The organism is Pseudomonas artemisiae (genome assembly GCF_057128685.1).
On the sequence record NZ_JBSKHS010000003.1, the window covers coordinates 333,113 to 357,725 of the forward strand.

General features: G+C 59.6%; 29 protein-coding genes and 1 tRNA gene. 18 read left to right on the top strand and 12 right to left on the bottom strand.

What is annotated here, in order from left to right; translation table 11 throughout:
* Positions 1–259 precede the first annotated feature (259 nt).
* Together pbpG and ACWKV4_RS05955 are read right to left on the bottom strand one after the other, a co-directional pair.
* On the bottom strand, positions 260–1,171 hold the full coding sequence (gene pbpG, locus ACWKV4_RS05950; protein WP_483830608.1) for a D-alanyl-D-alanine endopeptidase: 912 nt from the start codon (positions 1,169–1,171) through the stop codon (positions 260–262).
* Between the two features lie 198 nt (positions 1,172–1,369).
* Entirely contained in the window at positions 1,370–1,702 is a 333-nt protein-coding gene (locus ACWKV4_RS05955; protein ID WP_483830607.1) for a hypothetical protein, read from the bottom strand.
* 171 nt (positions 1,703–1,873) lie between these two features.
* Between ACWKV4_RS05955 and ACWKV4_RS05960 the strand changes: the two genes are divergently transcribed.
* Positions 1,874–2,695 carry a shikimate 5-dehydrogenase gene (locus ACWKV4_RS05960; RefSeq protein WP_483830606.1) on the top strand — a complete coding sequence of 274 codons (822 nt, stop codon included), beginning with the start codon at positions 1,874–1,876 and terminating at the stop codon, positions 2,693–2,695.
* 1 nt (position 2,696) lies between these two features.
* Here ACWKV4_RS05960 and ACWKV4_RS05965 read toward each other — a convergent pair whose 3' ends face one another.
* Both ACWKV4_RS05965 and nhaR read right to left on the bottom strand, forming a co-directional pair.
* Positions 2,697–3,326, bottom strand: coding sequence for a YceH family protein (locus ACWKV4_RS05965; protein WP_483830605.1), 630 nt, complete (start codon positions 3,324–3,326; stop codon positions 2,697–2,699).
* Between the two features lie 62 nt (positions 3,327–3,388).
* Positions 3,389–4,288, bottom strand: a complete 900-nt coding sequence (nhaR, locus tag ACWKV4_RS05970) for a transcriptional activator NhaR (RefSeq protein WP_483830604.1) — start codon at positions 4,286–4,288, stop codon at positions 3,389–3,391.
* A 106-nt stretch (positions 4,289–4,394) separates the two neighbouring features.
* Between nhaR and ACWKV4_RS05975 the strand changes: the two genes are divergently transcribed.
* A complete protein-coding gene (locus ACWKV4_RS05975; RefSeq protein WP_483830909.1) occupies positions 4,395–5,141 on the top strand; it encodes a TerC family protein in 747 nt (248 codons plus the stop codon).
* A 15-nt stretch (positions 5,142–5,156) separates the two neighbouring features.
* Here the strand turns inward: ACWKV4_RS05975 and ACWKV4_RS05980 are convergent, their stop codons facing one another.
* Positions 5,157–5,327 (bottom strand): hypothetical protein, encoded by a 171-nt coding sequence (locus ACWKV4_RS05980; protein ID WP_483830603.1) that lies wholly within the window; start codon positions 5,325–5,327, stop codon positions 5,157–5,159.
* Positions 5,328–5,599: 272 nt separating this feature from the next.
* Here ACWKV4_RS05980 and ACWKV4_RS05985 point away from each other — a divergent pair, with 272 nt between their 5' ends.
* Positions 5,600–6,283, top strand: a complete 684-nt coding sequence (locus ACWKV4_RS05985; RefSeq protein WP_483830602.1) for a peptidase C39 family protein — start codon at positions 5,600–5,602, stop codon at positions 6,281–6,283.
* A gap of 160 nt (positions 6,284–6,443) precedes the next feature.
* Here the strand turns inward: ACWKV4_RS05985 and ACWKV4_RS05990 are convergent, their stop codons facing one another.
* Positions 6,444–7,727, bottom strand: coding sequence for an NAD(P)/FAD-dependent oxidoreductase (locus tag ACWKV4_RS05990; protein ID WP_483830601.1), 1,284 nt, complete (start codon positions 7,725–7,727; stop codon positions 6,444–6,446).
* A 185-nt stretch (positions 7,728–7,912) separates the two neighbouring features.
* Between ACWKV4_RS05990 and ACWKV4_RS05995 the strand changes: the two genes are divergently transcribed.
* A tRNA-Val gene (locus tag ACWKV4_RS05995) sits at positions 7,913–7,989 on the top strand.
* 98 nt (positions 7,990–8,087) lie between these two features.
* On the opposite strand, the gene ACWKV4_RS06000 is transcribed toward ACWKV4_RS05995, so the two are convergent.
* A complete protein-coding gene (locus tag ACWKV4_RS06000) occupies positions 8,088–8,378 on the bottom strand; it encodes a DUF6388 family protein (protein ID WP_483830600.1) in 291 nt (96 codons plus the stop codon).
* A 160-nt stretch (positions 8,379–8,538) separates the two neighbouring features.
* Here ACWKV4_RS06000 and ACWKV4_RS06005 point away from each other — a divergent pair, with 160 nt between their 5' ends.
* Complete coding sequence (locus ACWKV4_RS06005) at positions 8,539–9,096, top strand: SPOR domain-containing protein (protein ID WP_483830599.1); 558 nt, start codon at positions 8,539–8,541, stop codon at positions 9,094–9,096.
* Here ACWKV4_RS06005 and ACWKV4_RS06010 read toward each other — a convergent pair whose 3' ends face one another.
* A complete protein-coding gene (locus ACWKV4_RS06010; protein WP_483830598.1) occupies positions 9,097–9,798 on the bottom strand; it encodes an endonuclease in 702 nt (233 codons plus the stop codon). It abuts the gene before it with no gap.
* Positions 9,791–10,027, bottom strand: a complete 237-nt coding sequence (locus ACWKV4_RS06015) for a DUF1654 domain-containing protein (protein ID WP_483830597.1) — start codon at positions 10,025–10,027, stop codon at positions 9,791–9,793. Before ACWKV4_RS06015 ends, ACWKV4_RS06010 begins: the two co-directional genes overlap by 8 nt.
* A gap of 265 nt (positions 10,028–10,292) precedes the next feature.
* Here ACWKV4_RS06015 and ACWKV4_RS06020 point away from each other — a divergent pair, with 265 nt between their 5' ends.
* The 5 genes from ACWKV4_RS06020 to rbsK are packed head-to-tail and all read left to right on the top strand — an operon-like array spanning position 10,293 to position 15,732.
* A complete protein-coding gene (locus ACWKV4_RS06020; RefSeq protein ID WP_483830908.1) occupies positions 10,293–11,231 on the top strand; it encodes a substrate-binding domain-containing protein in 939 nt (312 codons plus the stop codon).
* Positions 11,228–12,766, top strand: a complete 1,539-nt coding sequence (locus ACWKV4_RS06025) for a sugar ABC transporter ATP-binding protein (protein ID WP_483830596.1) — start codon at positions 11,228–11,230, stop codon at positions 12,764–12,766. The genes ACWKV4_RS06020 and ACWKV4_RS06025 overlap by 4 nt, the downstream gene beginning before the upstream one ends.
* Positions 12,763–13,752 (top strand): ABC transporter permease, encoded by a 990-nt coding sequence (locus ACWKV4_RS06030; RefSeq protein ID WP_483830595.1) that lies wholly within the window; start codon positions 12,763–12,765, stop codon positions 13,750–13,752. The genes ACWKV4_RS06025 and ACWKV4_RS06030 overlap by 4 nt, the downstream gene beginning before the upstream one ends.
* Complete coding sequence (locus ACWKV4_RS06035; protein WP_483830594.1) at positions 13,753–14,775, top strand: LacI family DNA-binding transcriptional regulator; 1,023 nt, start codon at positions 13,753–13,755, stop codon at positions 14,773–14,775.
* 15 nt (positions 14,776–14,790) lie between these two features.
* A complete protein-coding gene (gene rbsK / locus ACWKV4_RS06040) occupies positions 14,791–15,732 on the top strand; it encodes a ribokinase (RefSeq protein ID WP_483830593.1) in 942 nt (313 codons plus the stop codon).
* Positions 15,733–15,779: 47 nt separating this feature from the next.
* Here rbsK and ACWKV4_RS06045 read toward each other — a convergent pair whose 3' ends face one another.
* Entirely contained in the window at positions 15,780–15,992 is a 213-nt protein-coding gene (locus ACWKV4_RS06045) for a hypothetical protein (RefSeq protein WP_483830592.1), read from the bottom strand.
* A 120-nt stretch (positions 15,993–16,112) separates the two neighbouring features.
* Between ACWKV4_RS06045 and ACWKV4_RS06050 the strand changes: the two genes are divergently transcribed.
* Both ACWKV4_RS06050 and ACWKV4_RS06055 read left to right on the top strand, forming a co-directional pair.
* Positions 16,113–16,418 (top strand): hypothetical protein, encoded by a 306-nt coding sequence (locus ACWKV4_RS06050; protein ID WP_483830591.1) that lies wholly within the window; start codon positions 16,113–16,115, stop codon positions 16,416–16,418.
* A gap of 138 nt (positions 16,419–16,556) precedes the next feature.
* On the top strand, positions 16,557–16,877 hold the full coding sequence (locus ACWKV4_RS06055; protein ID WP_483830590.1) for an I78 family peptidase inhibitor: 321 nt from the start codon (positions 16,557–16,559) through the stop codon (positions 16,875–16,877).
* 90 nt (positions 16,878–16,967) lie between these two features.
* Here the strand turns inward: ACWKV4_RS06055 and ACWKV4_RS06060 are convergent, their stop codons facing one another.
* Together ACWKV4_RS06060 and ACWKV4_RS06065 are read right to left on the bottom strand one after the other, a co-directional pair.
* On the bottom strand, positions 16,968–17,180 hold the full coding sequence (locus tag ACWKV4_RS06060; protein WP_003179963.1) for a cold-shock protein: 213 nt from the start codon (positions 17,178–17,180) through the stop codon (positions 16,968–16,970).
* 187 nt (positions 17,181–17,367) lie between these two features.
* On the bottom strand, positions 17,368–17,673 hold the full coding sequence (locus ACWKV4_RS06065) for a hypothetical protein (protein ID WP_483830589.1): 306 nt from the start codon (positions 17,671–17,673) through the stop codon (positions 17,368–17,370).
* A gap of 283 nt (positions 17,674–17,956) precedes the next feature.
* Between ACWKV4_RS06065 and thrS the strand changes: the two genes are divergently transcribed.
* From thrS to pheT, 6 genes are all read left to right on the top strand, one after another.
* Positions 17,957–19,879 carry a threonine--tRNA ligase gene (gene thrS / locus ACWKV4_RS06070; protein WP_483830588.1) on the top strand — a complete coding sequence of 641 codons (1,923 nt, stop codon included), beginning with the start codon at positions 17,957–17,959 and terminating at the stop codon, positions 19,877–19,879.
* Positions 19,879–20,430, top strand: coding sequence for a translation initiation factor IF-3 (gene infC, locus ACWKV4_RS06075; protein ID WP_483830907.1), 552 nt, complete (start codon positions 19,879–19,881; stop codon positions 20,428–20,430). Before thrS ends, infC begins: the two co-directional genes overlap by 1 nt.
* A 61-nt stretch (positions 20,431–20,491) precedes the next feature.
* Positions 20,492–20,686 carry a 50S ribosomal protein L35 gene (rpmI, locus tag ACWKV4_RS06080; RefSeq protein ID WP_483830587.1) on the top strand — a complete coding sequence of 65 codons (195 nt, stop codon included), beginning with the start codon at positions 20,492–20,494 and terminating at the stop codon, positions 20,684–20,686.
* Between the two features lie 33 nt (positions 20,687–20,719).
* Positions 20,720–21,076, top strand: a complete 357-nt coding sequence (rplT, locus tag ACWKV4_RS06085) for a 50S ribosomal protein L20 (RefSeq protein ID WP_483830586.1) — start codon at positions 20,720–20,722, stop codon at positions 21,074–21,076.
* A gap of 108 nt (positions 21,077–21,184) precedes the next feature.
* Positions 21,185–22,201 carry a phenylalanine--tRNA ligase subunit alpha gene (gene pheS, locus ACWKV4_RS06090; protein ID WP_483830585.1) on the top strand — a complete coding sequence of 339 codons (1,017 nt, stop codon included), beginning with the start codon at positions 21,185–21,187 and terminating at the stop codon, positions 22,199–22,201.
* 27 nt (positions 22,202–22,228) lie between these two features.
* On the top strand, positions 22,229–24,610 hold the full coding sequence (gene pheT / locus ACWKV4_RS06095; protein ID WP_483830584.1) for a phenylalanine--tRNA ligase subunit beta: 2,382 nt from the start codon (positions 22,229–22,231) through the stop codon (positions 24,608–24,610).
* The last annotated feature ends 3 nt before the right edge of the window (positions 24,611–24,613 follow it).

A 24,613-nucleotide genomic window follows, 5' to 3' on the forward strand; every position in this document is an offset into this window, starting at 1 on the left:
AGGGTAGGCCCATAAACCGCCCATAGGGTTCCCATGACAGAAGCCGTCCCGCCGCCAAGGCGCCGCGCTGTCGCGCAGCAGGTGTGCGGTTCATCCTGTAGAAGCCAGCAAAGCTGGCGACCAGTGCGTCATTGAGGCCCGCGCCGTCTCTTCGCGAGCTTGTGCTCGCTCTTACAGGTGGTAAGCGCCGCCGTAGCAGCAGGCCTCGGCCGCGACCGGGTGCAATGCGGTCGCCTGGCCGGCCGCTTCAGATTAAACGTCAGTCGGCCAACTGCCGGTGTTTCTCGGCTTTGTATTGCATCGCCACCGCGGGGGGCTTGCCGCCGCGACCGGTTTCTACCCACGTACGCAGGCGGCTGGCGTCGGCGAAGTGGGTGTATTTGCCGAAGGCATCGAGAATGACCATGGCCACTGGCCGCCCGCCCATATGGGTCACCAGCACCAGGCAGTGCCCTGCCTTGTTGGTAAAGCCAGTTTTAGTGATCTGGATGTCCCAATTCTTCTGGTTCAACAAATGGTCGGTGTTATGAAAGCCCAAGGTGTAGCTGGGCTTTTTAAAGGCAACTGTTTTTTCCTTGGTAGTGCTTAATTCCGAGAGCATTGGGTAGTTGCGCGCAGCAATCAGTAGCTTGCTCAAGTCCCTGGCGGTAGACACGTTCTGCTCGGACAAACCGGTAGGCTCTACATAGCGGGTATGGCTCATGCCCAAGGCCCTGGCCTTGGCGTTCATGGCCGCGATGAATGCGTTGTAACCGCCCGGGTAGTGGTGGGCCAAACTGGCGGCAGCGCGGTTTTCCGAAGACATCAGGGTAATCAACAGCATGTCCCGACGGTTCAAGGTGCTACCCAACTTGACCCTGGAAAACACGCCTTTCATTTCTTTAGTCTGGCTGATGTCCACGGTGATGTCTTCGCTCATGGACTGCTTTGCATCAAGTACCACCATGGCTGTCATCAACTTGGTCACCGATGCGATGGGCGCTACCTGGTCCGGTTGATTCTGGTAAATGACATCTTTGGTCTCCAGGTCGATAAGCAATGCGCTATGGGAGGCCAAGTGCAGTTGGGAGGGGTCACGCTTGAACACGCTATCTGCGGCGCTGGCGGTAGGCGCGATGCAAGCACCTGCGAGCACGAAACACAGGCTAAGTATCGAAAAAGAGATTTTCACGAAAATTGCTCGCGGTAAGGATAGAAATAAGGCAGCAATGCCATCAAATGTGGCCGCATTGTAGTTTTATGCTCAGCAGCCTGTCGATTGGCTGGCAGGCTAAATGTTTCTTCATTTGAGGGCGCGTGACACCCGCGCAAACGGGCACCCGTCGATAGTGGCCACTGTGCATCGTTGGCCCTATCGAGGGTGTAAGTTTTACCAGCGAGGCGGGCCGTAATAGTAACCCTGGGGCGCGTAGTAGCCCGGTGGCGGAGGCGGTGCAACGTATACAGGCGCCGGTTGGTAGTACACCGGTGGGGGCGGTGCCTGAACGTAAACCGGCTGGGGTTGTACGTAGACAGGCGGTGGCGCCATGTACACGGGCCGCTCTACCACCACCGGGCCGGGACGGGCTACCACCGCGCCTACCACGGCGGCACCGAGCACTGCGCCTAGTACGCCAGGGCCGATCCCGCCGCCATGGGCCGAGGCCTGGCCGGCCAGGCTCAGCGCGCCTACCAATAAGGCAATCTTGGGTAATTGACGCATCTTGAGGGTTCCTCCGCGGATAACAGCCTGCCAGGTACCCGCGCGTGGGTTCTGGGGCTGCCGTGCCTACTATGCCAGGGAACTTCAAAAACTGATGGGCGGGCAGGGTAAAGTTTATGTAAGTTCACGGCTGTGGTTTCCTTGTACATCAAACACCTGTCGGACTGTTCAATGGCTATTTTTCCCAACAAGCACACTCAGCTCTGCATGTCCCTGGCGGCGCGCCCAGGCAACTTTGGCACGCGCTTCCATAACTACCTCTACCGCGCGCTAGAGTTGGACTACTTCTACAAAGCCTTCACCACCAGCGACCTTGCCGCTGCCATCGGCGGTATTCGCGCCTTGGGCATTCGTGGCTGCGCGGTGTCCATGCCGTTCAAGGAAGCCAGTATCCCTATGATGGATGAACTGGATGCTTCCGCCGCTGCCATCGAGTCCATCAACACCATTGTCAATACCGACGGCCATCTGAAGGCTTACAACACCGACTACATCGCGATTCGCGAGTTGATCCGTAGCCATCAGCTTGATACCTCCCTGCGCCTGGCCTTGCGCGGCAGTGGCGGCATGGCCAAGGCTGTGGCCTGTGCGTTTCGCGATGCGGGCTTTAAGCAGGGCACGCTGATCGCTCGCAACGTTGAAGCAGGCCAGGCCCTGGCGCAGCGCTGCGGTTATGCCTGGCAGGCCACTGCCGAAGGCATCGAGGCTGACATGCTGATCAACGTCACGCCTATCGGCATGGCCGGTGGTAGCGAGGCCAATGCGATGGCGTTCGATCATGGGGCCTTGGCTAGGGCGGCGGTGGTGTTCGATGTGGTGGCGCTGCCCGCGCGCACGCCCTTGATCCAGGCGGCCGAAGCAGCGGGTAAACCGGTGATTACAGGCCAAGACGTGGCCACCCTGCAGGCACTGGAACAGTTTGTGCTGTACACCGGCGAGCGCCCGCCGCTTTCGTTGATCATCGAGGCGGCGGCTTTCGCGGCCGTGAAGTAGGTTAATCCAGGGCCAGTTGAGTCAGGCGCGCTTCCAATGCCGCTACGCGTGCCTCCAAGACTTCGATCCGGCTGTCGGCGGTGCTTGAGGCTGTTCCGGCAGCCTGGGCCGTGACGGTCAATTCGGTGGGGTCTGCCCAGCCATGAGCATAGCGGGCCTCACGCTGGCCACCTTGACGGGGCAGTTGCTGAGCCAACTCGCGGGCTATCAAGCGTTCGAGTTGATGGCGCACCTGCTCCACATCGTCAAAGGGGTGCAGTCGGCTGCCGCGGGTCAACAGGTCACCCAGGGTTTGCGCTCCGCGCAAGAACAACAGGCTTAGCAGGGCTACTTGTGCCGGAACCAGCTCCAAGCCTTTATCCAGGCGGTGCTCCCAGCGGTCGGCGCGATTACCCATCACTAGCCGGGCCAAGCCTGCGCTTTCTAAGGCTCGAAGCTGCTGGCCCACCTGGCCTGGAGCGAGTTGCATCACCGGCTCTCGGCTGGTTTTCTGGTTACAGGCCAGCACCAGTGCGTTCAACGTAAGTGGGTACGTTTCGGGGTTAGTGGCCTGCTTCTCAACCAGGCAGCCCAGAATACGAATGTCCACGTCGCTAAGGGCAGGAGGGTTAGGGGCGCTAGCGTCGGTCATGGCGAGGTACCTGAAGGGGCGGGCCTATAGAGTAGGGGCAAGCCACCCTTCGCGGTAGCGCTCTAAGAATGAAACAACCCCTGACGCGCACCCTCGGCGACGGCCAGTATGCCTGGATGGTTTACCCTACGTTCCACGGAAATTGCGTAAAAGGCTTCCATGACCGCGTCGGTTTCCCCTAGCAGTTTCAGTTCCCCTTGGCGTATCAGGTCTGCGCCTATCACTCGGGGCGCCACGAATACCCCGCTACCAGCCAAGCCGAATGCCTGCATCAGAGCGCTGTCATCGAACTCGCCAACGATTCGGCAGTTGACCTTGCATTCCTCCAGCCAGCGGAGCAAGCGGCCACGTACCACGCTTTGCGAGCCCGGTATCAGCAGCGGTGCGTTTTCCAGGCATTGCGGGAAGGGCCCAGTGAGCCGCTCAGCCAGTTCGGGGGTGGCGAACAAACCGATGCCACACTCGCCAAGTTTGAGGGTGCGGCTTTTGATATCCAGCTGCGCCGGCACTGGGCTATCGGAGATGACCAAGTCCAGGCGCTGGATAGCCAGGTCGGCCAATAGCCGCTCCAGTTTGTCCTCCCGGCAATGGAGGCGCAGGGGAGGGTCCTGCAACGCCATGGCGGGGGCAAGTAACCGGTAGACAATGGACTTGGGTACCACGTCGGCCACGCCTACTCGCAACCCAAGCAACTGCTGGCCTGGCTGCGCTCGCAGCATCGACTCCAGCGCCACCCCAGCTTCGAACATAGGCTCGGCGTAAGCCAGCACACGGCGGCCGTCTTCGGTCAGTTCCAAGTGACGCCCTACCTTTTGAAACAGGCGCAGGCCAAACGTATGTTCTAACAAGGAAAGTTGCCCGCTGATAGTCGGGGCAGTGAGGTGCAACTGTTCACAGGCGCGAGTGATGCTCCCCGTACGGGCGACCACCCAGAAATAATGCAATTGCCGGTAGTTGAGCATGGGCTACGCTTAGGTAATGCCGAACAATTGGCATGGAAAATACGAATTTTCCGGAAGTATAAGCCGAATTAACATGCTCGTCATTCAACTGGCGTGGAGCCGACTTATGGAATACCTGATGGACCTTATCGCCAGCCCCGCCGCCTGGGTAGCCTTGGCCACGTTAATCGTGATGGAAGTTGTGCTAGGGATCGATAACCTGATTTTTATTTCTATCCTGACCAACAAGTTGCCTGAACAGCATCGAACCAAAGCACGCAGGCTCGGTATTGGCATGGCGTTGATTTTGCGCCTGGCGTTGCTCAGTACCGTGGCCTTTATCGTGACCCTGACCACGCCAGTAGTAGAGCTGCTTGGTCACGGCTTCTCGTGGAAAGACATTATCCTGATCGCGGGTGGTTTGTTCCTGTTGTGGAAGGCGACCAGCGAGATTCATCACAGTGTAGACCCGGCGGCCAAAGAAGACGCCAGCGTTAGCGCGCAGGTGGGGATCGGCTTTGCCTCGGCGATTGGTCAGATCCTGATGCTGGACCTGGTGTTTTCCATCGACAGTATCATTACCGCCGTAGGCATGACCGAACACTTGCCGATCATGGTGATCGCGGTAGTGGTCGCGGTGCTGGTGATGCTGCTGGCTTCAGAACCCTTGGCATGCTTTATCAACAACAACCCCACGGTGGTGATGTTGGCCCTGGGCTTCTTGATCATGATTGGCATGACCTTGATCGCCGAAGGCTTTGGCGCCCATGTACCTAAAGGTTACGTCTATACTGCCATGGCGTTCTCTGCCGCAATCGAGTGCCTTAACCTATGGGCGCGAAAATCTCGCAACAAACGTGCTCCCAAGGCATAAGCGCAAGGGTAGGCGTCAGGCGAAGCGGCCTGGCGCGTGCAGCTTTTGGGTAACTGGCTGCTGCCGCTTACGGGGCGCGGGCGCCGCATAGTGGCGCCGCGCGATGCGCAATACACCCCACAGCATGGCGGCAGCTACCAGTAGCCAAGCTACTATCATCATCAGTATCGCCACTGTCAGGCTCATCAGCGTACCTCCTTCGGGCTTAACAAACGCAGGCGTTTGTTATAAGAGCAGTCTAGTGGCCACTATGTTTCCGGGTCATGACGAATGGTCGGCCCCAGGCCAGGCCTGGAGGGTGGTTTGGCGCCTGAATATGAAAATATGATTCACTGTGCCTGAGGGCATTTAGGCCCCTATGATGCAGCCCCAAGCCTCATAGGTTGGCCGTGCGGTTCGCATAAATGGCTTCTGCTGTGGCCCAGGGGGCTCGGCTAATGGCCTAAATTGAGGATGCTATGCCATCAAAGGATCTCAAGCGCCCAACCGGGCGTATCTGGTTGGCCATAGGGCTAGCATTGCTGCTGGGCGGTTGCGCTGACCTGCCCGCGCCGCGCATCGGCCAGTTGCCCGACCGGGTTGAATTGACCGCGGTGCCGTTTTATCGCGGGGCCGACGATCAGGGCGCGCCTACCGCGCTGGCCGGCTTGCTACGGGATCGAGGCGTGGCCGTGACCCCTGGACTGGTTTCCCCCTTCTTGAAACTGCCGGCGCGGCCACCTGCCCTGGATGCCAATATGGAAGAAGCAGCGCGCCAATACGGCTTGATGGTCTATCCCCTAGAGGCTGATTTCCAAGGCTTGCTGACGCAGGTGGCGGCGGGTAACCCTGTGCTGCTGCGTTACCGTGAGGGAAGCAGGCTTTGGGGCGAGCAGCGCTATGCGGTATTGATAGGCTATGACCGCTTCAAAAGCCATGTGGTACTACGCTCCGGCGAGCAACGCCGGGCATTGATGCCTTTCGCTGACTTTGTCTCGGCTTGGCGGGCGGCGGATAACTGGGCCGTACTGGTGCAGCCCGCTACTCGGCTACCAGCCCAGGTGAATGAAGCCCGCTGGCGGGAAGCCGCTACGCGGTTGGGCCAGGCCGGCCAGGACAGCGCGGCGGCCAAAGCGTTAAGCGCATTGAAGGCGGCGCAATAAGCTTGGGCGCGACAGTGTGTAGGGCCAGGCACGGGTAAGCCCCGCTGCTACGGGCGGCATAGGCAACCACTGACGGACTGTTCGCCAGCTCCGTTGGCGCCTACAACAGGTGAGCCATCACTTTGGTATAGGAGCCGTCCCGCCGCCAAGGTATCTAGGCTTAGACGCCAAGTTTATCTCGCAGGCTGTAGTACCAGGCGCCCAGGGCAGACAATGGTACCCGTAGTGCCTGGCCACCGGGGAAGGGGTAGTGTGGTAGGGAGGCAAAGGCATCGAAACGCTCAGCTTGCCCTTGTAAGGCTTCGGCCAGCACCTTGCCGGCCAAGTGGGTGTAGGTCACCCCATGGCCACTGCACCCTTGGGAGTAATAGAGGCTCTCGCCAATGCGGCCTACTTGAGGCAGGCGCGACAGTGTTAGCAGGAAGTTACCCGTCCAGGCGAATTCGATTTTCACTGTTTTAAGCTGCGGGAATGCTTTGAGCAGCTTGGGCCGTATGATGGCCTCGATGTTGGCCGGGTCACGGGCGCCGTAGACCACGCCGCCGCCGAAGATCAAGCGGTTGTCGGCGGTGAGGCGGTAGTAATCGAGCAGGTAGTTGCAGTCTTCCACGCAGTAGTTCTGCGGCAGCAGGCCGCGGGCCATCTCTTCACTCAATGGCTCGGTCGCCACGACCTGAGTACCACAGGGCATGGACTTGGCTGCCAGCTCTGGCACCAGGTTGCCCAGATACGCATTGCCTGCCACGATCACGAACTTGGCTTTTACCTGACCTTGGGGGGTATGCACCACCGGATTTGGGCCGCGATCAATACGCGTGGCAGGGGTTTGCTCGAAAATTCGGCCGCCTAAGGACTCTACCGCTGCTGCCTCGCCCAGCGCCAGGTTCAGAGGGTGGATATGGCCGCCGCTCATGTCTAGCAAGCCGCCCAGGTATTGCTCGCACGCTACCACTTCCCGAATGCGACGTCGGTCCATCAGCTCCAATTGCGTATGGCCGTAGCGTTCCCAGAGCTTTTGCTGAGCCTCCAGATGCTCCATTTGCTTACTGGTGAGCGCAGCAAAGACGCCACCGTCGGCCAGGTCGCAAGCGATGTTGTAACGCTGAACCCGATCACGGATGATGCGCGCGCCCTCAAATGCCATGGCGCCCAGCAGCGTTGCTTCATGCGGGCCTAGGGTGCGCTCGATGGCATCGATATCGCGGCTGTAGCTGTTTACAATCTGCCCGCCATTACGGCCTGATGCACCAAAGCCCACTTTTGCAGCCTCTACCATCACTACGCTAAACCCCCGTTCTAACAAGTGCAGCGCACTGGACAGCCCTGTGTAGCCAGCGCCTACCACGCATACGTCAGCCTCTATCGTTTCTTGCAGAGCAGGCCGGGTGGGAACAGGGTTGGCAGACGCAGCGTAGTAGGAAGGCGGGTAAGCGGTATGCGCCATATAAGCAGTCCTTTGTTTAATATTATTAACGATGGCGAAAGGCTAACTCAAAACCCTGGCAAGCGCTAGCGACTCAACCAGAGCATCGAAAGCAGTGGCTGTGGTATTTTCGCCCAGCAATCAGCGGGTTACAGAAATTACCAGTTGACAGGCGAAGGGGCAGGCGTAGAATGCGCCCCCACAGCAGGCACATAGCTCAGTTGGTTAGAGCACCACCTTGACATGGTGGGGGTCGTTGGTTCGAGTCCAATTGTGCCTACCAAATTCGCTGAATGATTCAACGTTCGGCATGAAAGGGCGACTCTCGAGGGTCGCCCTTTTTCGTTCTGTCCTCGCTACCTGGTAGCCGCCGTCAGCAGGTCACAAGCCGTTGAGTTGGCGGTAGTCTTCCCAGCTCATGCCCAAGGCCTCGGCCACTTCTTTGTGCACCTCTTCGCGCATGGCCGCCAGTTCTTCAGGGCTATTGGCGGCCAGTTCCAATACATATTCCCAGGGCTCCAGGCCGCGGCTCTGTGCTTCATCTTCGAATGCCCACTGAACTTGCTGTTGCTGCTCACGGGGATCAAGGCCGCGAATCTCTTCGGCCAGTTCGGGGTGAGCGGCCAGGTAGCGCTCGTGGGCCAGTTGCTGGCGGGCGTCAATAGGGGGCATGAGCATCTCGGCATACAAATACGGGCCTTTATGATGCCACAGCTCGGGCGAGGGCCAAGTGGCAGGCCGCAGGCTGTGAGGGTATGTCGCAGGGCGCAGGTGGCTCGCTGGTTGGCGGAGGATGATAGACTGCCCAGCTTCAAGTCTCGGAGGCGGGTGTGTGCATAAACTGATGGGAGTGGCGTTGGTACTGGCCCTTGCGGGCTGTGGCAGCGCGGTAGAACAAGCGCACAAGGCGGTGGCCGCGCAACTGGAAAACCCGAGCTCTGCCAAGTTCACCAATGTACGCACCACGCCTCAGGGCAATGTGTGCGGGCAGGTGAAGGGTAAAGGCGCCGACGGCAACTACGGCGGTTACCAAAGCTATGCTGCAATCAAGACCGACAGCGGCTATCAGGCCGTGCTCGACCGCGACGGTGTCAACATCGTGGTGCGCGCGGCCTGTGGTTCGCCAATAGCCGAACCACCTGCTGACTCTGCCGCTGAGCCTACCAAGGGCTGGGACGTGCACATCGCCGACAGTAATCCAGGCGCCCTTAGCGACATGGCCGCACGCCTGGTAGAGCATGGCTTTGTAGCCAATATCGTTACCCAGGAAGGGAAGCCACGGATTTTCCTAGGGCCCTTCGCTACCCGCGAAGAAGCCCAGGCGACCCGTGAGCGCTTGATGTCCGGCCAGGGCATCGAATCAGTGGTCGAGCCCCACCCGGTTCAATGATCACCCGCAGGCCTTGAGGTTGATTGGCCCTACGAACTCATTGCCGTGGCCCATCACGCAGGCCACGCGCTGGTTGCGTTGGCGCTCCCAGGGCTGTACCGGGTAGGTCTTGTTCCAGGCCTGGTACAGCTGGCGGTCCTGGTCAGACAGCCTCAGGTTATAACGCTTGCTCATATAGAAGTACGTGCGGGCAATCATGCCTCGGATGGTAGGCCGTGGCATCACCTTGCGGGCCTTGAAGTCCACCTGGGTCAGGCAGCTGCCATATTGGCCCCGGCGTTCGGGCAACCAGCCGAAGCTGAAGTTGTTACGATCACCATTCACCTCCCCGATACTGGGAACCAGGTTATGCAGGTCGGCCTCGGCCTGTTGGTACAGCGTGTCGTGCCGGGTGCAGTTCTTGCGCCCACCATTCTGCCAGCAACGTAATTGATGGCCGATCTGCCAAGCCGGCACGATATGCTCCCACTCGATGCGCGAAGCGCGGGTAGCGTTTTTCCGAGGGCGATAACCGCAACCTTTAAGGTCTACGGTATTACCGGTGTATTTGCAGCCACAATAAAACTCCGTGGACTGCGGCGCGTACAAGCGCCAGCCGATTTTTTTGGCTTCGGAGAACGTACGGGGGGCCTCGGCCTGGGCCGGCAAAGCCAAGAGCAAACACAGGCCCGCAAGGCCCGCTAACAAACGCCGCTCAATCATCGCTAGGCACCACCCAAAACAACTGGATGCCGCCGTCATCGCGCCAGGCAAGGGTGACGTTATCGTTCTCGGCAATTTCGTCTAACAGGCGTTGCCAGTCTTCGGGCGATTCTTCTGGTTGGCGAACCAATAAGGCAGAGCGCGCGCGCTGGGCGGTTGGACCGTTAATGATTTTTTGAACGCGTTGCGCAAGTTGCTCGTAGCCCGTAGGCCGTGGTGAAGACGCCACCTGTTGTTTCCTTTTATTGCTGTATGCGCATACAGTATTCTTTGAAAGCGTTTTTCGCAACTGCCAGTGGTAAATAGCTCTAGAGCATCTTCGTTTAATCTCTCGCGGTGTTACCCCTTTTCGTACAAACCCGCCGCCAGATTAAATTTGTTCAAAGCGTGCTTAAAGGTTTGACAGTCACCGTTTTGGCTACCATATTTGTGGGCGCAAACGTTTGCCTCAGGCAACGGGCCAATAATCATAAAAAGGACGCCCCATGAACAGCATGCCCTTCCTCCGTTCGTTTTCCATATCCCTACTTGCTTGCGCCTGTTTTACAGGGGGTGCTGCCCATGCCGCTGACAAGCCGCAGGTAGCCCTGGTTATGAAGTCGTTGGCCAACGAATTCTTCCTCACCATGGAAAACGGCGCTAAAGACTACCAAAAGCAGCACGCCAGCGAGTTTGAGCTGATTTCCAACGGCATTAAGGACGAATCTGACACGGCAGCACAAATCCGTATCGTTGAGCAGATGATCAACAGCCATGTCGATGCGTTGGTGATCGCTCCGGCTGATTCCAAAGCTTTGGTTTCCGTACTTAAAAAAGCCTCCGATGCGGGGATCAAGGTCGTGAACATCGACAACCAGTTGGATGCCGATGTACTTAAAAGCAAAAACCTCGAAGTGCCGTTCGTAGGCCCAGATAACCGTGCCGGCGCGCGTAAGGTGGGGGAGTTTCTGGCCACGCGTCTGAAAAGTGGCGATGAAGTCGGCATCATCGAAGGCGTGCCCACCACCACCAATGCCCAACAGCGCAGCGCTGGTTTCAAGGACGCCATGCAAAGCACTGGCATGAAGGTAATGTCGGTGCAGTCGGGCAATTGGGAAATCGACAAAGGCAACGCCGTAGCCACTGCGATGCTCAACGAGTATCCCCAGATCAAGGCGCTACTGGCGGGCAACGACAGCATGGCGCTCGGCGCGGTTTCAGCGGTACGTGCGGCGGGCAAAACCGGCAAGGTGCTGGTGGTCGGCTACGACAACATCAAAGCCATCGCCCCCATGCTCAAGGACGGTCGTGTACTGGCCACCGCTGACCAATATGCGGCCAAGCAAGCAGTGTTCGGTATCGAGGAAGCCTTGCGCCGGGTGAAAGGTGAGAAGGGCGAGGGCAGCGGCAATGTGCAAACGCCGGTAGACCTGGTCACTCAGGCCGCGCCATGACCCTCGGCACGCCGCTGCTGCGGCTTGAAGGTGTAGGCAAAACCTACACCCAGCCGGTGCTGGGTGGGGTAGACCTGGAATTGATCGCTGGCGAAGTGTTGGCGCTCACTGGCGAGAACGGTGCCGGCAAAAGCACGTTGTCGCGGATCATAGCAGGGCTGGAAACACCTACCACCGGCCGCTTGAGTTTCCTTGGCGGCCCCTGGGCGCCCGCCAGCCGCCGTGACGCCGAGCGCCAGGGTGTACGCATGGTGCTGCAGGAACTTAACCTGCTGCCTACCTTGAGCATTGCTGAAAACCTGTTTCTGGAGCGGCTGCCACGCCGCTTCGGTTGGGTTGACCGTAAACGCCTACGTGCTGACGCGCTCCAAGCCATGGCACGTGTGGGGCTGGAGCAACTGGACCCCGACACCCCCGTTGCGGAACTGGGCATCGGCCATCAGCAGATGGTGGAAATTGCCCGCAATTTGATCGGCGATTGCCGTGTGCTCATTCTCGATGAGCCCACTGCCATGCTCACCGGGCGTGAGGTAGAACTACTGTTTGCCCAGGTGGAGCGGCTGCAAGCGGCAGGCGTCGCGCTGGTGTACATCTCCCACCGTCTCGAGGAAATCGCCCGCATCGCCCAGCGGGTGGCGGTGCTACGCGATGGCAAGTTGGTAGCGGTAGCGCGCACGGGTGAAGTGAGCGAAGACCAGTTGGTCAACCTGATGGTAGGCCGTGAACTGGGCGAGCGCATCGACCTGGGCGAGCGTCACATAGGCGCGCCCTTGCTTAAGGTAGAACACCTGGGGCGTGGCCATAAGGTGCGCAATGTAAGCTTCGAGGTCCGCGCTGGAGAGATCTTCGGTATCTCTGGATTGATTGGGGCTGGCCGCACCGAGTTGCTGCGCCTGATCTTCGCTGCCGATCACGCCGACACCGGCCAAGTGGCCTTGGGTAACCCGCCCAGCCCCATACGCCTGACCTCCCCGGCCCAGGTCGTTCGCCAGGGCATTGCCTTGATCAGCGAGGACCGCAAGGGCGAAGGCTTGCTGCTCAACCAGCCCATCGCCGCCAACCTCGCCTTGGGCAACATGCCTGAGGTCTCATCCTTCGGCTGGATGAGCCCGGAGCGTGAGCATGCATTGGCGCGCCGGCGGATCGATGCCATGCGTATTCGCAGCGCCGGGCCTGAGCAAGCGGTAGGGGAACTGTCTGGCGGTAACCAGCAAAAGGTGGTGATCGGGCGCTGGCTGGAGCGTGATTGCCAGGTGTTGCTGTTCGACGAGCCCACCCGTGGCATTGACGTGGGCGCCAAGTTCGACATCTACCGCCTGCTGGGCGACCTCACCCGGCAAGGCAAGGCGTTGGTGGTGGTGTCCAGTGACCTGCGGGAACTGATGCTGCTTTGCGACCGCATCGGGGTGATGTGCGAGGGCGCCATGACAGGCATCTTCGACCGCGCCGAGTGGAGCCAGGAACAATTGCTCGCCGCCGCCCTGGCTGGCGACCGCGCCGACCATGCCCTCACGGGGGCCAAGGAATATCCATGAAGACCACAGTTGCAACCAACCCTGGCGCCAGCAGCCCGCGTCAGGCACCCGGGGCGCTACGTACGTACCTGGGCCTGGGCGCCGCGCTACTGGCACTGGTGATTTTGTTCTCCACCCTCAGCAGTCACTTTTTGTCGTACAGCACCTTCAGCATGCTGGCTAACCAGATTCCAGACCTGATGGTACTGGCGGTGGGCATGACCTTCGTGCTGATCATCGGCGGCATCGACCTGTCTGTAGGCTCGGTACTGGCCCTGGCCGCTTCGGCGGTCAGCGTGGCCATGCTTGGCTGGGGGTGGGGCGCGTTGCCAGCCGCGGCCTTAGGGCTGCTCTGCGCAACCCTGGCTGGCACGCTTACCGGTCTGGTGACCGTGGCCTGGCGTATCCCTTCGTTCATCGTGTCCCTAGGGGTGCTGGAGATGGCTCGGGGCGCGGCGTATCAGCTGACCGATTCACGTACAGCCTATATCGGAGATGCCTATAGCGCGCTGTCCGAGCCGCTGTTGTGGGGCATTTCCCCATCGTTCCTGATTGCCCTGGCCGTGGTGGCTGGCGCCCAACTGGTGCTCAGCCGCAGCGTATTTGGGCGTTACCTGGTAGGTATCGGCACCAATGAAGAAGCCGTGCGCCTGGTAGGCGTGGACCCGCGGCCTTACAAGGTGCTGGTGTTCTCTTTTATGGGCCTGCTGGCCGGCTTGGCGGCGCTGTTTCAAGTGTCTCGTTTGGAAGCGGCCGACCCTAACGCCGGCGCGGGGCTGGAATTGCAAGTAATCGCCGCGGTGGTGATCGGCGGCACCAGCTTGATGGGCGGCCGGGGTTCGGTGGTCAGTACGCTGTTCGGGGTGCTGATCATCTCGGTATTGGCCGCAGGCCTTGCCCAAATAGGCGCCAGTGAACCCACCAAGCGTTTGATCACTGGTGCGGTGATCGTGGCGGCGGTGGTGCTGGATACCTATCGCAGTCGCCGGGCCGGGCAGCGCGGCTAAATGGCGACCATTAAGGATGTAGCGGCGCTGGCAGGGATTTCCTACACCACGGTGTCTCATGTGCTCAACAACAGCCGACCGGTAAGTGAGGCCGCGCGGGTAAAGGTGGAGGCGGCGATCGCTCAGCTCGATTATGTGCCCAGCGCGGTGGCGCGGTCGCTTAAGGCCAAGGCCACCGCTACCATCGGCCTGGTGTTGCCCAACAACATCAACCCTTATTTCGCGGAGTTGGCTCGTGGCATCGAAGACCTGTGCGAGCGCAACGGCTATTGCGTGATTTTGTGCAATTCCGATGATGACCCGATCAAGCAGCGCAATTACCTGCGCATGCTTCAGGAAAAACGCATCGACGGTTTGATTCTGGCGGCGGTGGACGACGCCGCGCCGGGCAGCGAGGGCTATTGGCCCAACGCGCCGCTGGTGGTGGTAGACCGCGAGATGCGCGGGCTGCGGGCAGACCTGGTGTGCATAGACCACGCCCAGGGGGCGTACCTGGCCACCCAGCACTTGCTGGAACTGGGGCATCGGCGTATTGCCTGCATCAATGGCCCGAACAGCGCTTCGGTGGCGCGTTCGCGTCAGGCGGGTTTCGAGCGTGCCATGGCCGAGGCGGGGCTCAGGGTACCTGGCTACTGGAAAATCGCCAGTGATTTCACCGCCGATGGCGGCTATCGCGCAGGGGCTGCCTTGCTGGAAGAAGACCGGCCTACGGCAGTGTTTGCCGGGAACGACATGTTGGGCATGGGGCTGTTGCGGGCGGCGGCCGAGCGCAAGTTGCGGGTGCCGGCAGACCTCTCTGTCATAGGCTTCGACGATATACAAATGTGCCGTTACGTGTACCCGGCATTGACCACCGTGGGGCAGTCCATCCTGCAGTTAGGTGAGTTGGCCGCGGGGCAACTCTTAGAGCGAGTGCAAGGCAAAGCCACAGGCGCGCCGCGGCGACGCGTGATAGCACCGCACATCATTAGCCGTGAGTCCACGGCGCCTCCGAACGAGGCCCTGCCTTATGACAATTTGTAAAGGAAGCAGCAAGCAATGAGCACTGAAGCATCAGCGCAAGGGCCGGGCAAGGTATTGGTTGTCGGCAGCCTGAATATGGACCTGATCGTACGCGCCCAGGCCTTGCCTCGCCCTGGCCAGACGGTGGCCGGGGCTAACTTTGCCACCGCGCCTGGTGGTAAGGGCGCCAATCAGGCCGTGGCTGCGGCACGCCTTGGGGCACGGGTAAGCATGGTGGGTTGCGTTGGTGATGATGCTAATGGCCGTGCATTGCGCCAGGCACTGTTGGACGACAGCATCGATTGCGAAGGCGTACTTAGCGTGCCGCAGGTGCCTACCGGTGTTGCGCTGATCACGGTCGATACCCAGGGCCAGAACACCATCGTGATCGTTGCGGGGGCCAATGGGGCGCTTGCTACCAAGCAGGTAGACGCCTTTGAAAGTGCCATCCTGGCTGCTGACGTGGTGGTATGCCAGCTGGAGGTGCCCGAGGCCGTGGTGGGCCATACCTTGGCCAGGGCTCGCGCCTTGGGCAAAACGGTCATTCTCAACCCCGCGCCTGCTACCGGTCCCCTCCCGGCTCAATGGTTACCCTGGGTCGACTACCTGGTGCCTAACGAAAGCGAGGCGCAGCTGTTGTCAGGTGTTTCAGTGGTTGGGCATGAAGGCGCTCAGGCGGCAGCCCAGGCCCTGTTGGCACGTGGTGCGGGTAAGGTATTGGTCACGCTCGGCGAGGCAGGGGCTTTGCTGGCATCGGCCAATGGCGTGGAACATTTCCCGGCGTTCAAGGTAACTCCCGTGGACGCCACTGCCGCGGGTGACACCTTTATCGGCGCCTTCGCCGCTGCCTTGGCGCAAGGCTCCGCGGAAGTAGAAGCGATTCGCTTTGCCCAGCAAGCCGCCGCGCTTTCGGTAACCGCCGAGGGCGCGCAGCCGTCGATTCCGCACCGCCATAAGGTGCTTGGCTGGGCCTGGTAGGCTGGCCTGTAGTCGACCGTTTGGGCAACCTAGGCTGGCTTGATCGGTCAGCTGGCCTGGGTCTCCTTCGGCGGGGAAGAGGGCGCCTGAGCGAAGCGTTCGAACACCTGAGCAATAAAGGCCTGGGCCGCTTCGGTACCCAATTGGCGAACCAACAAGTCTATGCTGATGATCGCCAGCTCTTCAGGCGTACCTGGGCTGTATGAGCATTGCCCTTGGGGCCATTTGGCCTTGATGTCAGTCACTAAGGTCAGGTTCATGGCTTTCTCGCCGCACATTGAGCACAGCAGTTAATCATTTACTAAGGTACTTGGCACTCGGACATAGGCGTAAACCTTGAGCCATGCCACACTTAAGGCAAATAAACAGTGCTGATTGGTATGCAACTGAACCTTGCTCTACCGGGTGAGCCAAGCCTGGCATCCGTGCGCCGGCTTTTGGCCCAAGGCAATAATCGCGCTCACTGCCAGCTGCGTGTGAATGACGCGGGCCTGGCCTGGTTGTCCACCGCTGCCATTGGTGGGCAGGCCTTGAGTGGCGTGCGGTTTCGCTTCGAGACCTGGGCCGCGGGCTCCGGTTGCGTAGGGCCGGAGGCTGCCGCTGACGATACTTGGGTGGCCAAGATACAGGCAGCCCTGCAACGCAACTGGCCTGATCCATGCTCAGACTACTTGGATATTTATTAAGCGGGCCCAGGTAGCCAGACACATCCTGTCACTTTTCCTCGCGCCCACCTTGACCTGAAGCAGGCAAACTTTGCCCTGCAACCTCCTGACCCAAATGTGGTCGCAGGGGAGCAACCCTTTTTATAACGAGGAGGTTTCATGGGCGGTGTGGGTAAAGCAGGGCTGGCGTTGGCAATGATAGCGGTATTGGCGGGCTGTTCCAGCACCGCGGAAGACGCGCCAGCGAATGCCGCATCGGCTCCAGCGGCCGGAGATGGGCGGTGCGACGCGCAGGGCGCGCAGTTCGCGGTAGGTCAACAGGCTTCCAAGCCCTTGTTGGAGCAGGCTAAAACCCGTTCCGGGTCGATGATGGCGCGCATTCTCGGCCCGCATGATTCGATCACCATGGATTACCGGTCAGAACGGCTCAATCTCAATACCGATGACAGCGGCAAGGTGATTCGCGCCAACTGCGGCTAACGCAAACGGCACGCAAAGAAAAAACCCGCCAAGTCGACCGCATCATGCGGTTGCCTTGGCGGGCTTTTCAAGCACTGGAGGCCGCGAGTCTTACTCGGGACGAACCTGCGCGGCCTGCATCCCTTTCTGGCCTTTCTCAGCCACGAAAGAAACGGTCTGACCTTCTTTCAGGCTTTTGAAACCGTCGGATTCGATCGCCTTGAAGTGGACGAACAGGTCATCGCCACCGCCTTGGGGAGTGATGAAGCCGAAGCCCTTCTCATCGTTGAACCACTTGACGGTGCCGGTTTGGCGATTGGACATGGGGTGTATCTCCAGGAAACATAAGTATCTAGTACGGGTACTGCTCAACCGAACAGTACACGGCCATCATAGACACAAACGAGCCGTTGGTAACCCCGTCGAAGATAAAAAACCTGAAATTTCGCTAAACGGCCGTAAATCTTTAGCGGTCAGGCCCTTTACTGACGGGGTTTTGGCGCCGGTTTGCTTAACCTTTGGCCCTGCACACTTGAACCTCTTTTTCCAGCCGGTCGCGAAGTTGAACCTCAGGTGGCGGCGCCTTGCTCATCAATTGCTGGATTTCGGCGGTACTGAATTTGCTTTCGATTACGTCCGCGCCGCATGCGCAATGTTGGGTGGCTTTATCCGTACCCACTTGCTGTTTGGCGGTGGCCACGCAGTCGCTCATGTATTGCGCGCGGGTACCCTCCGGCCATTGCGCCTGTGCGCTGAAGGGCAGCAGCAGGGCCATGGCCGCGGGGAAGGCATAAGGCAGCATCTTGGAAACGCGCATGGAAGGCTCCTTGGAACGAAGTATGTTGAGGTTGTGCGTATTCGAAAGGCCCCCACCGCCCAAGTTCAGACCGGCGCAATCGGCCGCCAAAGGCTTTGCAGGCTGTGCTAGGATGGCCGGCCGCTAATAAGGGCGGTTTACGTTTACTTCCAGTCACTCCGGTTCGGCCCTGGTTGGCCCTTGGCGCCTGCTATTGTAAGGCAGGCATACCGCCGAATCCTGTACTGGCTCATCCCAACCCACGTGACCTTTGGTAGGGGTCACCACTAGGAGAGGAGGCGCCATGCCCACCATTACTCTTCCTGACGGCAGTCAGCGTTCGTTCGATCATCCCGTATCCGTGGCCGACGTGGCCGCGTCCATCGGCGCGGGCCTTGCCAAGGCTACCGTTGCCGGCAAGGTAGACGGCCAGTTGGTAGATGCCAGCGACCTGATCAGCAGCGACGCCCGTCTTCAGATCATCACCCCCAAGGACGACGAGGGGCTGGAAATCATTCGCCACTCCTGCGCGCACCTGGTCGGGCACGCGGTGAAGCAGCTGTACCCTACGGCGAAGATGGTCATCGGGCCAGTCATCGACGACGGCTTTTATTACGATATCGCCTATGAGCGGCCATTCACCCCTGATGACATGGCTGCCATCGAAGCGCGCATGCGCGAACTGATCGACACCGAATACAACGTCATCAAGAAGATGACCCCGCGCGCCGAAGTGATCGACGTATTCAAGGCCCGTGGCGAAGAATACAAGCTGCGCCTGGTAGACGACATGCCCGACGAAACCGCCATGGGCCTGTACTATCACGAAGAATACGTGGACATGTGCCGTGGGCCGCACGTGCCTAACACCCGTTTCCTCAAGGCATTCAAGCTGACCAAACTGTCCGGCGCCTACTGGCGTGGAGATGCGAAAAACGAACAGCTCCAGCGCGTATACGGCACTGCCTGGGCGGACAAAAAGCAGCTGGCCGCCTACATTCAACGCATCGAAGAAGCCGAAAAACGCGATCACCGCCGCATCGGCAAGCAGCTGGACCTCTTCCACCTTCAGGAAGAAGCTCCAGGCATGGTGTTCTGGCACCCCAACGGCTGGACCATTTATCAGGTGCTTGAGCAGTACATGCGCCAGGTTCAGCGCGAGAGCGGCTACGTGGAAGTGCGTACCCCCCAAGTGGTGGACCGCATCTTATGGGAGCGCTCCGGGCACTGGTCGAACTACGCCGAGAACATGTTCACCACCAATTCGGAAAACCGCGATTACGCCGTTAAGCCGATGAACTGCCCGTGTCACGTGCAAATCTTCAATCAGGGCTTGAAGTCCTACCGTGATCTGCCGCTGCGCCTGGCCGAGTTCGGTGCCTGTCACCGTAATGAGCCCTCTGGCGCGCTGCATGGCATCATGCGGGTACGTGGCTTCACTCAGGACGACGCGCATATTTTCTGCACCGAAGATCAAGTTCAGCGCGAGTCGGCCGATTTCATCAGGCTAACCTTGCAGGTGTACAAGGACTTCGGCTTCCATGATGTGTCCATGAAGCTTTCCACCCGGCCCGCCAAGCGCGTGGGCTCCGAAGAGCTGTGGGACCGGGCGGAAAAAGCCTTGGCCGATGCCTTGAACGAGTCAGGCCTGGAGTGGGAATACCAGCCAGGGGAGGGCGCGTTCTACGGGCCGAAGATCGAGTTCACCCTCAAGGACTGCCTGGGCCGTAACTGGCAGTGTGGTACCTTGCAGTACGACCCGAACCTTCCGGAGCGCCTGGACGCCAGCTATATCGCCGAAGACAACGGTCGCAAGCGCCCCGTGATGCTGCACCGCGCCATTCTTGGTTCTTTCGAGCGATTCCTGGGCATGCTCATTGAGCATTACGCAGGTGCCTTCCCGGCTTGGCTCGCGCCTACCCAGGCGGTGATCATGAATATCACCGATAACCAGGCTGATTTTGCCCGAGAAGTTGAAAGAAACCTCAACGGAAGCGGGTTCCGTGCCAAGTGCGACTTGAGAAACGAGAAAATTGGCTTTAAAATCCGCGAGCATACTCTGCTCAAGGTACCGTTCATGCTCGTCATCGGGGACCGTGAGGTAGAGACGCAAACTGTCGCCGTGCGTACCCGTGAGGGCGCTGACCTTGGCTCGATGCCGGTCGCGCAATTCCAGGAGTACCTCGCACAGGCGGTATCCCGGCGTGGTCGCCAAGATTTGGAGTAATCATTATTAAGCGTGAAATGAGACAGGATAAACGAACTGCACCGAAGGCTCCGATCAACGAGAATATCTCGGCACGCGAGGTTCGGTTAATCGGGGCGGACGGTGAGCAGGTTGGCATCGTCTCTATTGATGAAGCGCTTCGTATCGCTGAAGAAGCGAAGCTGGACTTGGTTGAAATCTCTGCGGACGCGGTACCGCCCGTCTGTAAAGTCATGGACTACGGCAAGCACCTCTTCGAGAAGAAGAAGCAGGCCAACGAAGCCAAGAAAAACCAGAAGCAGATCCAGATCAAAGAAATCAAGTTTCGTCCAGGGACGGAAGAAGGGGATTACCAGGTAAAACTGCGCAACCTGGTACGTTTCCTGACAGAAGGGGACAAGGCCAAAATCTCGTTGAGATTCCGTGGCCGTGAGATGGCCCACCAAGAGCTGGGCATGGAGCTGTTGAAGCGGGTCGAAGCTGACCTTGCTGAATACGGCGCCGTTGAACAGCAGCCTAAAATGGAAGGCCGCCAGCTGTTGATGGTCATCGCCCCCAAACGCAAGAAGTAACCTCCAGGGCACGGCAGGCCTTAAGGTTATGTTAATTCACTGAAATGCGGAGTACCCGAACATGCCAAAGATGAAAACCAAAAGTGGCGCCGCGAAGCGTTTTCTGAAAACCGCTTCCGGCTTCAAGCACAAGCACGCTTTCAAGAGCCACATCCTGACCAAGATGTCCACCAAGCGTAAGCGTCAACTACGCGGCAGCAGCCTGCTGCACGCCTCTGACGTTGCTAAAGTGGAGCGCATGCTGCGCGTTCGTTGATTCCGTTTCGGTCAAAGATAGAGGATATAACTCATGGCTCGTGTTAAGCGTGGCGTCATTGCCCGTAAGCGTCACAAAAAGATTCTGAAACTTGCTAAAGGCTACTACGGTGCGCGTTCGCGCGTATTCCGCGTCGCCAAGCAAGCCGTCATCAAGGCTGGCCAGTACGCCTACCGAGATCGTCGTCAGAAGAAACGCCAGTTCCGCGCTCTGTGGATCGCCCGTATCAACGCTGGTGCTCGTACCAACGGCCTGTCGTACAGCCGTTTGATCGCTGGCCTGAAAAAGGCAGCCATCGAGATCGACCGTAAGGTACTGGCCGATCTGGCAGTGAGCGAGAAAGCGGCGTTTGCTGCGATTGTCGAGAAAGCTAAAGCCTCGCTGGCTTAAGTACCCCCGACAATCACCGTTGCGCGCCCCGGTGGGCAACGGTGTTGAACGTCTTTGAATAGGGGAAGGGCCTGCGCTCTTCCCCTATTTCGTATCTGGAGCCTGTACATGGAAAACCTGGATGCGCTGGTCAACCAAGCTTTGGAGGCCGTGCACAATGCTGAAGACATCAACGCCCTGGAGCAGATCCGGGTCCAATACCTGGGCAAGAAAGGCGAGCTGACCCAGGTCATGAAGACCCTCGGCAACCTGCCAGCCGAAGAGCGGCCCAAGGTTGGCGCGCTGATCAACGAGGCCAAGGAGCGGGTCACCGACGTGCTCAACGCCCGTATGGCAGGCTTGGAGGAAGCCGCGCTCAACGCTCAGCTGGCTGCGGAACAGATCGACGTTACCCTCCCAGGGCGTGGCCAGGCCAGCGGTGGCTTGCATCCCATTACGCGTACCCTGGAGCGCATTGAGCAGTTCTTCACTCACATTGGCTACGGCATCGCCGAAGGGCCAGAGGTCGAAGACGATTACCATAACTTCGAAGCGCTGAACATTCCGGGGCATCACCCGGCGCGTGCCATGCACGACACTTTCTATTTCAATGCCAACATGCTGCTGCGCACTCACACCTCACCGGTGCAGGTACGGACCATGGAGTCCAGCCAGCCGCCCATTCGCATTGTGTGCCCGGGCCGCGTCTATCGCTGCGACTCGGACCTGACCCATTCGCCCATGTTCCACCAGGTCGAAGGGCTGTTGATCGACCGCGACATCAATTTCGCGGACCTCAAGGGCACTATCGAAGAGTTTCTTCGGGTGTTCTTCGAAAAGGAATTGGCGGTGCGTTTCCGCCCCTCCTTCTTCCCCTTCACCGAACCCTCGGCCGAAGTGGATATTCAATGCGTGATCTGCAGCGGCGGCGGTTGCCGCGTGTGCAAGCAGACCGGCTGGCTTGAAGTGATGGGCTGCGGCATGGTCCACCCCAACGTGCTGCGGATGTCCGGCATCGACCCGGAAACCTTCTCTGGCTTCGCGTTCGGCATGGGCGCAGAGCGTCTGGCGATGCTGCGTTACGGTGTGAATGACCTGCGCCTGTTCTTCGACAATGACTTGCGATTCCTTGCGCAATTTCGCTAGCCGTAACGACATTTTCAGGAGAGCAGCATGAAATTCAGTGAACAATGGCTGCGCGGCTGGGTTAGCCCGCAGGTATCGCGAGATGACTTGGTGGCCCGCCTATCCATGGCTGGGTTGGAAGTCGACAGCGTGACCCCCGTCGCTGGGGCGTTCAGCGGTGTAGTGGTGGGTGAAGTGCTCGCCACCGAGCAGCACCCCGACGCCGACAAATTGCGCGTGTGCCAGGTAAGCGACGGCAACGAGACCTTCCAGGTGGTCTGCGGCGCGCCCAATGTGCGCCCTGGTTTGAAAATTCCCTTCGCCAAGATCGGTGCTCAACTGCCGGGCGACTTCAAGATCAAGAAAGCCAAGCTGCGTGGCGTTGAGTCCAACGGCATGCTCTGTTCCCAGGCCGAACTGCAAGTAGGCGAGGGCAATGACGGCTTGTTCGAACTGCCCGCTGATGCACCCGTGGGCAAGGACGTACGCGAGTACCTGGAGCTGGACGACGTTATCATCGAGCTGGGCCTGACCCCTAACCGTGGAGACTGCCTGTCCATGGCTGGCTTGGCCCGCGAGGTAGGTGCGCTCTATGGCGTTCCCGTGACCCACCCGTCCATCCCCGAAGTGGCGCCCGCCATCGAGGACACGTGCTCTGTTGAGGTGTTGGCGCCCGCGGCTTGCCCGCGCTACCTGGGCCGGGTCATTCGTGGCGTGGACCTTACCCGACCGACCCCACTGTGGATGGTCGAGCGCCTGCGTCGTGCAGAGGTACGCAGCATCGATGCGGCCGTAGATATCACCAACTATGTGATGCTTGAGCTGGGGCAACCCATGCATGCCTTCGACCTGGCACAGATCAAGGGTGGTATCCGTGTGCGCATGGCCGAGGAGGGCGAAAAGCTGGTATTGCTGGACGGCCAGGAAGTAGCCCTGCGCAGTGATACCCTGGTGATCGCCGACCACCAGCGCGCCTTGGCCATTGCCGGTGTAATGGGCGGTGAGCATAGCGGCGTGAACACCGCCATTACCCAAGACCTGTTCCTGGAAAGCGCCTTCTTCGAGCCGATTACCGTGGCTGGCAAGGCGCGCTCCTACGGCCTTCACACCGACGCCTCTCACCGCTACGAGCGGGGTGTGGACTTCAACCTGGCTCATACCGCCATGGAACGGGCGACCGCTTTGTTGCTGGAAGTGACCGGTGGCGAAGCGGGCCCCGTGATCGAAGCTGGTCACGCGTCGCATTTGCCAAGCTTCGCCCCTATTACCCTGCGTGCCGACCGTGTGGAGCAGATGTTGGGCCTAGACATGGGCGCCGAAACCATCGAAGGCCTGCTCAAAGGGCTGGACCTGGGTGTCAGCGCCGAGGGTGCTGGGCAATGGACGGTCACCGTACCTAGCCATCGCTTCGATATCAGCCTTGAAGTTGACCTGATCGAAGAGCTGGGCCGCCTGTACGGCTACAACCGACTGCCCGTTCGCTATCCTCAAGCGCGCCTGGCGCCTCAGCTGCGCACCGAAGCCAAGGCCGAGTTGCCAGCTCTTCGGCGCCTGCTGGTCGCCCGTGGCTATCAAGAGGCGATCACCTACAGCTTTATCGACCCCAAGCAGTTCGAACTCTTCAACCCTGGCGTACAACCGCTCACCCTGGCCAACCCCATCTCCTCGGACATGGCGGCCATGCGAGTATCGCTATGGCCTGGGCTGGTGCAGGCGCTGCAGCACAACCTAAACCGCCAACAGACCCGCGTGCGCCTGTTCGAAAGTGGCCTGCGCTTCGTTGGCCAGCTGGGTGAGCTCAAGCAGCAGCCTATGCTGGCAGGGGTTGCCTGTGGCACGCGCTTGCCCGAAGGCTGGGCTCAGGGCGACGCCAAGGTCGACTTCTTTGATATCAAGGCCGATGTAGAAGCCGTATTAAGCCATGCTGGCGCCTTGGCGGCGTTCACCTTCGTGCCTGGCAACCACCCCGCGCTGCACCCAGGCCAGACCGCGCGTATCGAACGTGACGGTCAAGAAGTGGGCTATGTGGGGGCGCTACATCCGGAGTTGCAAAAGAAACTGGGCCTGGATCGGCCGGTGTTTGTGTTCGAGTTGCTTCTGAACGGCGTGGTAGAAGGGCGCCTGCCTAAATTCAAGGAATTATCGCGTTATCCTGAAGTGCGCCGTGATCTTGCACTGCTGGTTGATCAAACGGTTGCTGGCGAAGCGGTATTGCAGGTAATTCGTGAAAATGCAGGCGAATGGCTGACTGACCTCAGGCTGTTTGACGTGTACCAGGGTAAAGGTATTGATCCACATAGAAAAAGCCTGGCAGTTGGCTTGACCTGGCAGCATCCATCGCGCACTCTTACCGACGATGAGGTGAACTCGACCACTTCGGAAATCCTCACCTCGCTCGAACACAGGTTGAACGCCACGTTAAGGAAGTGACGT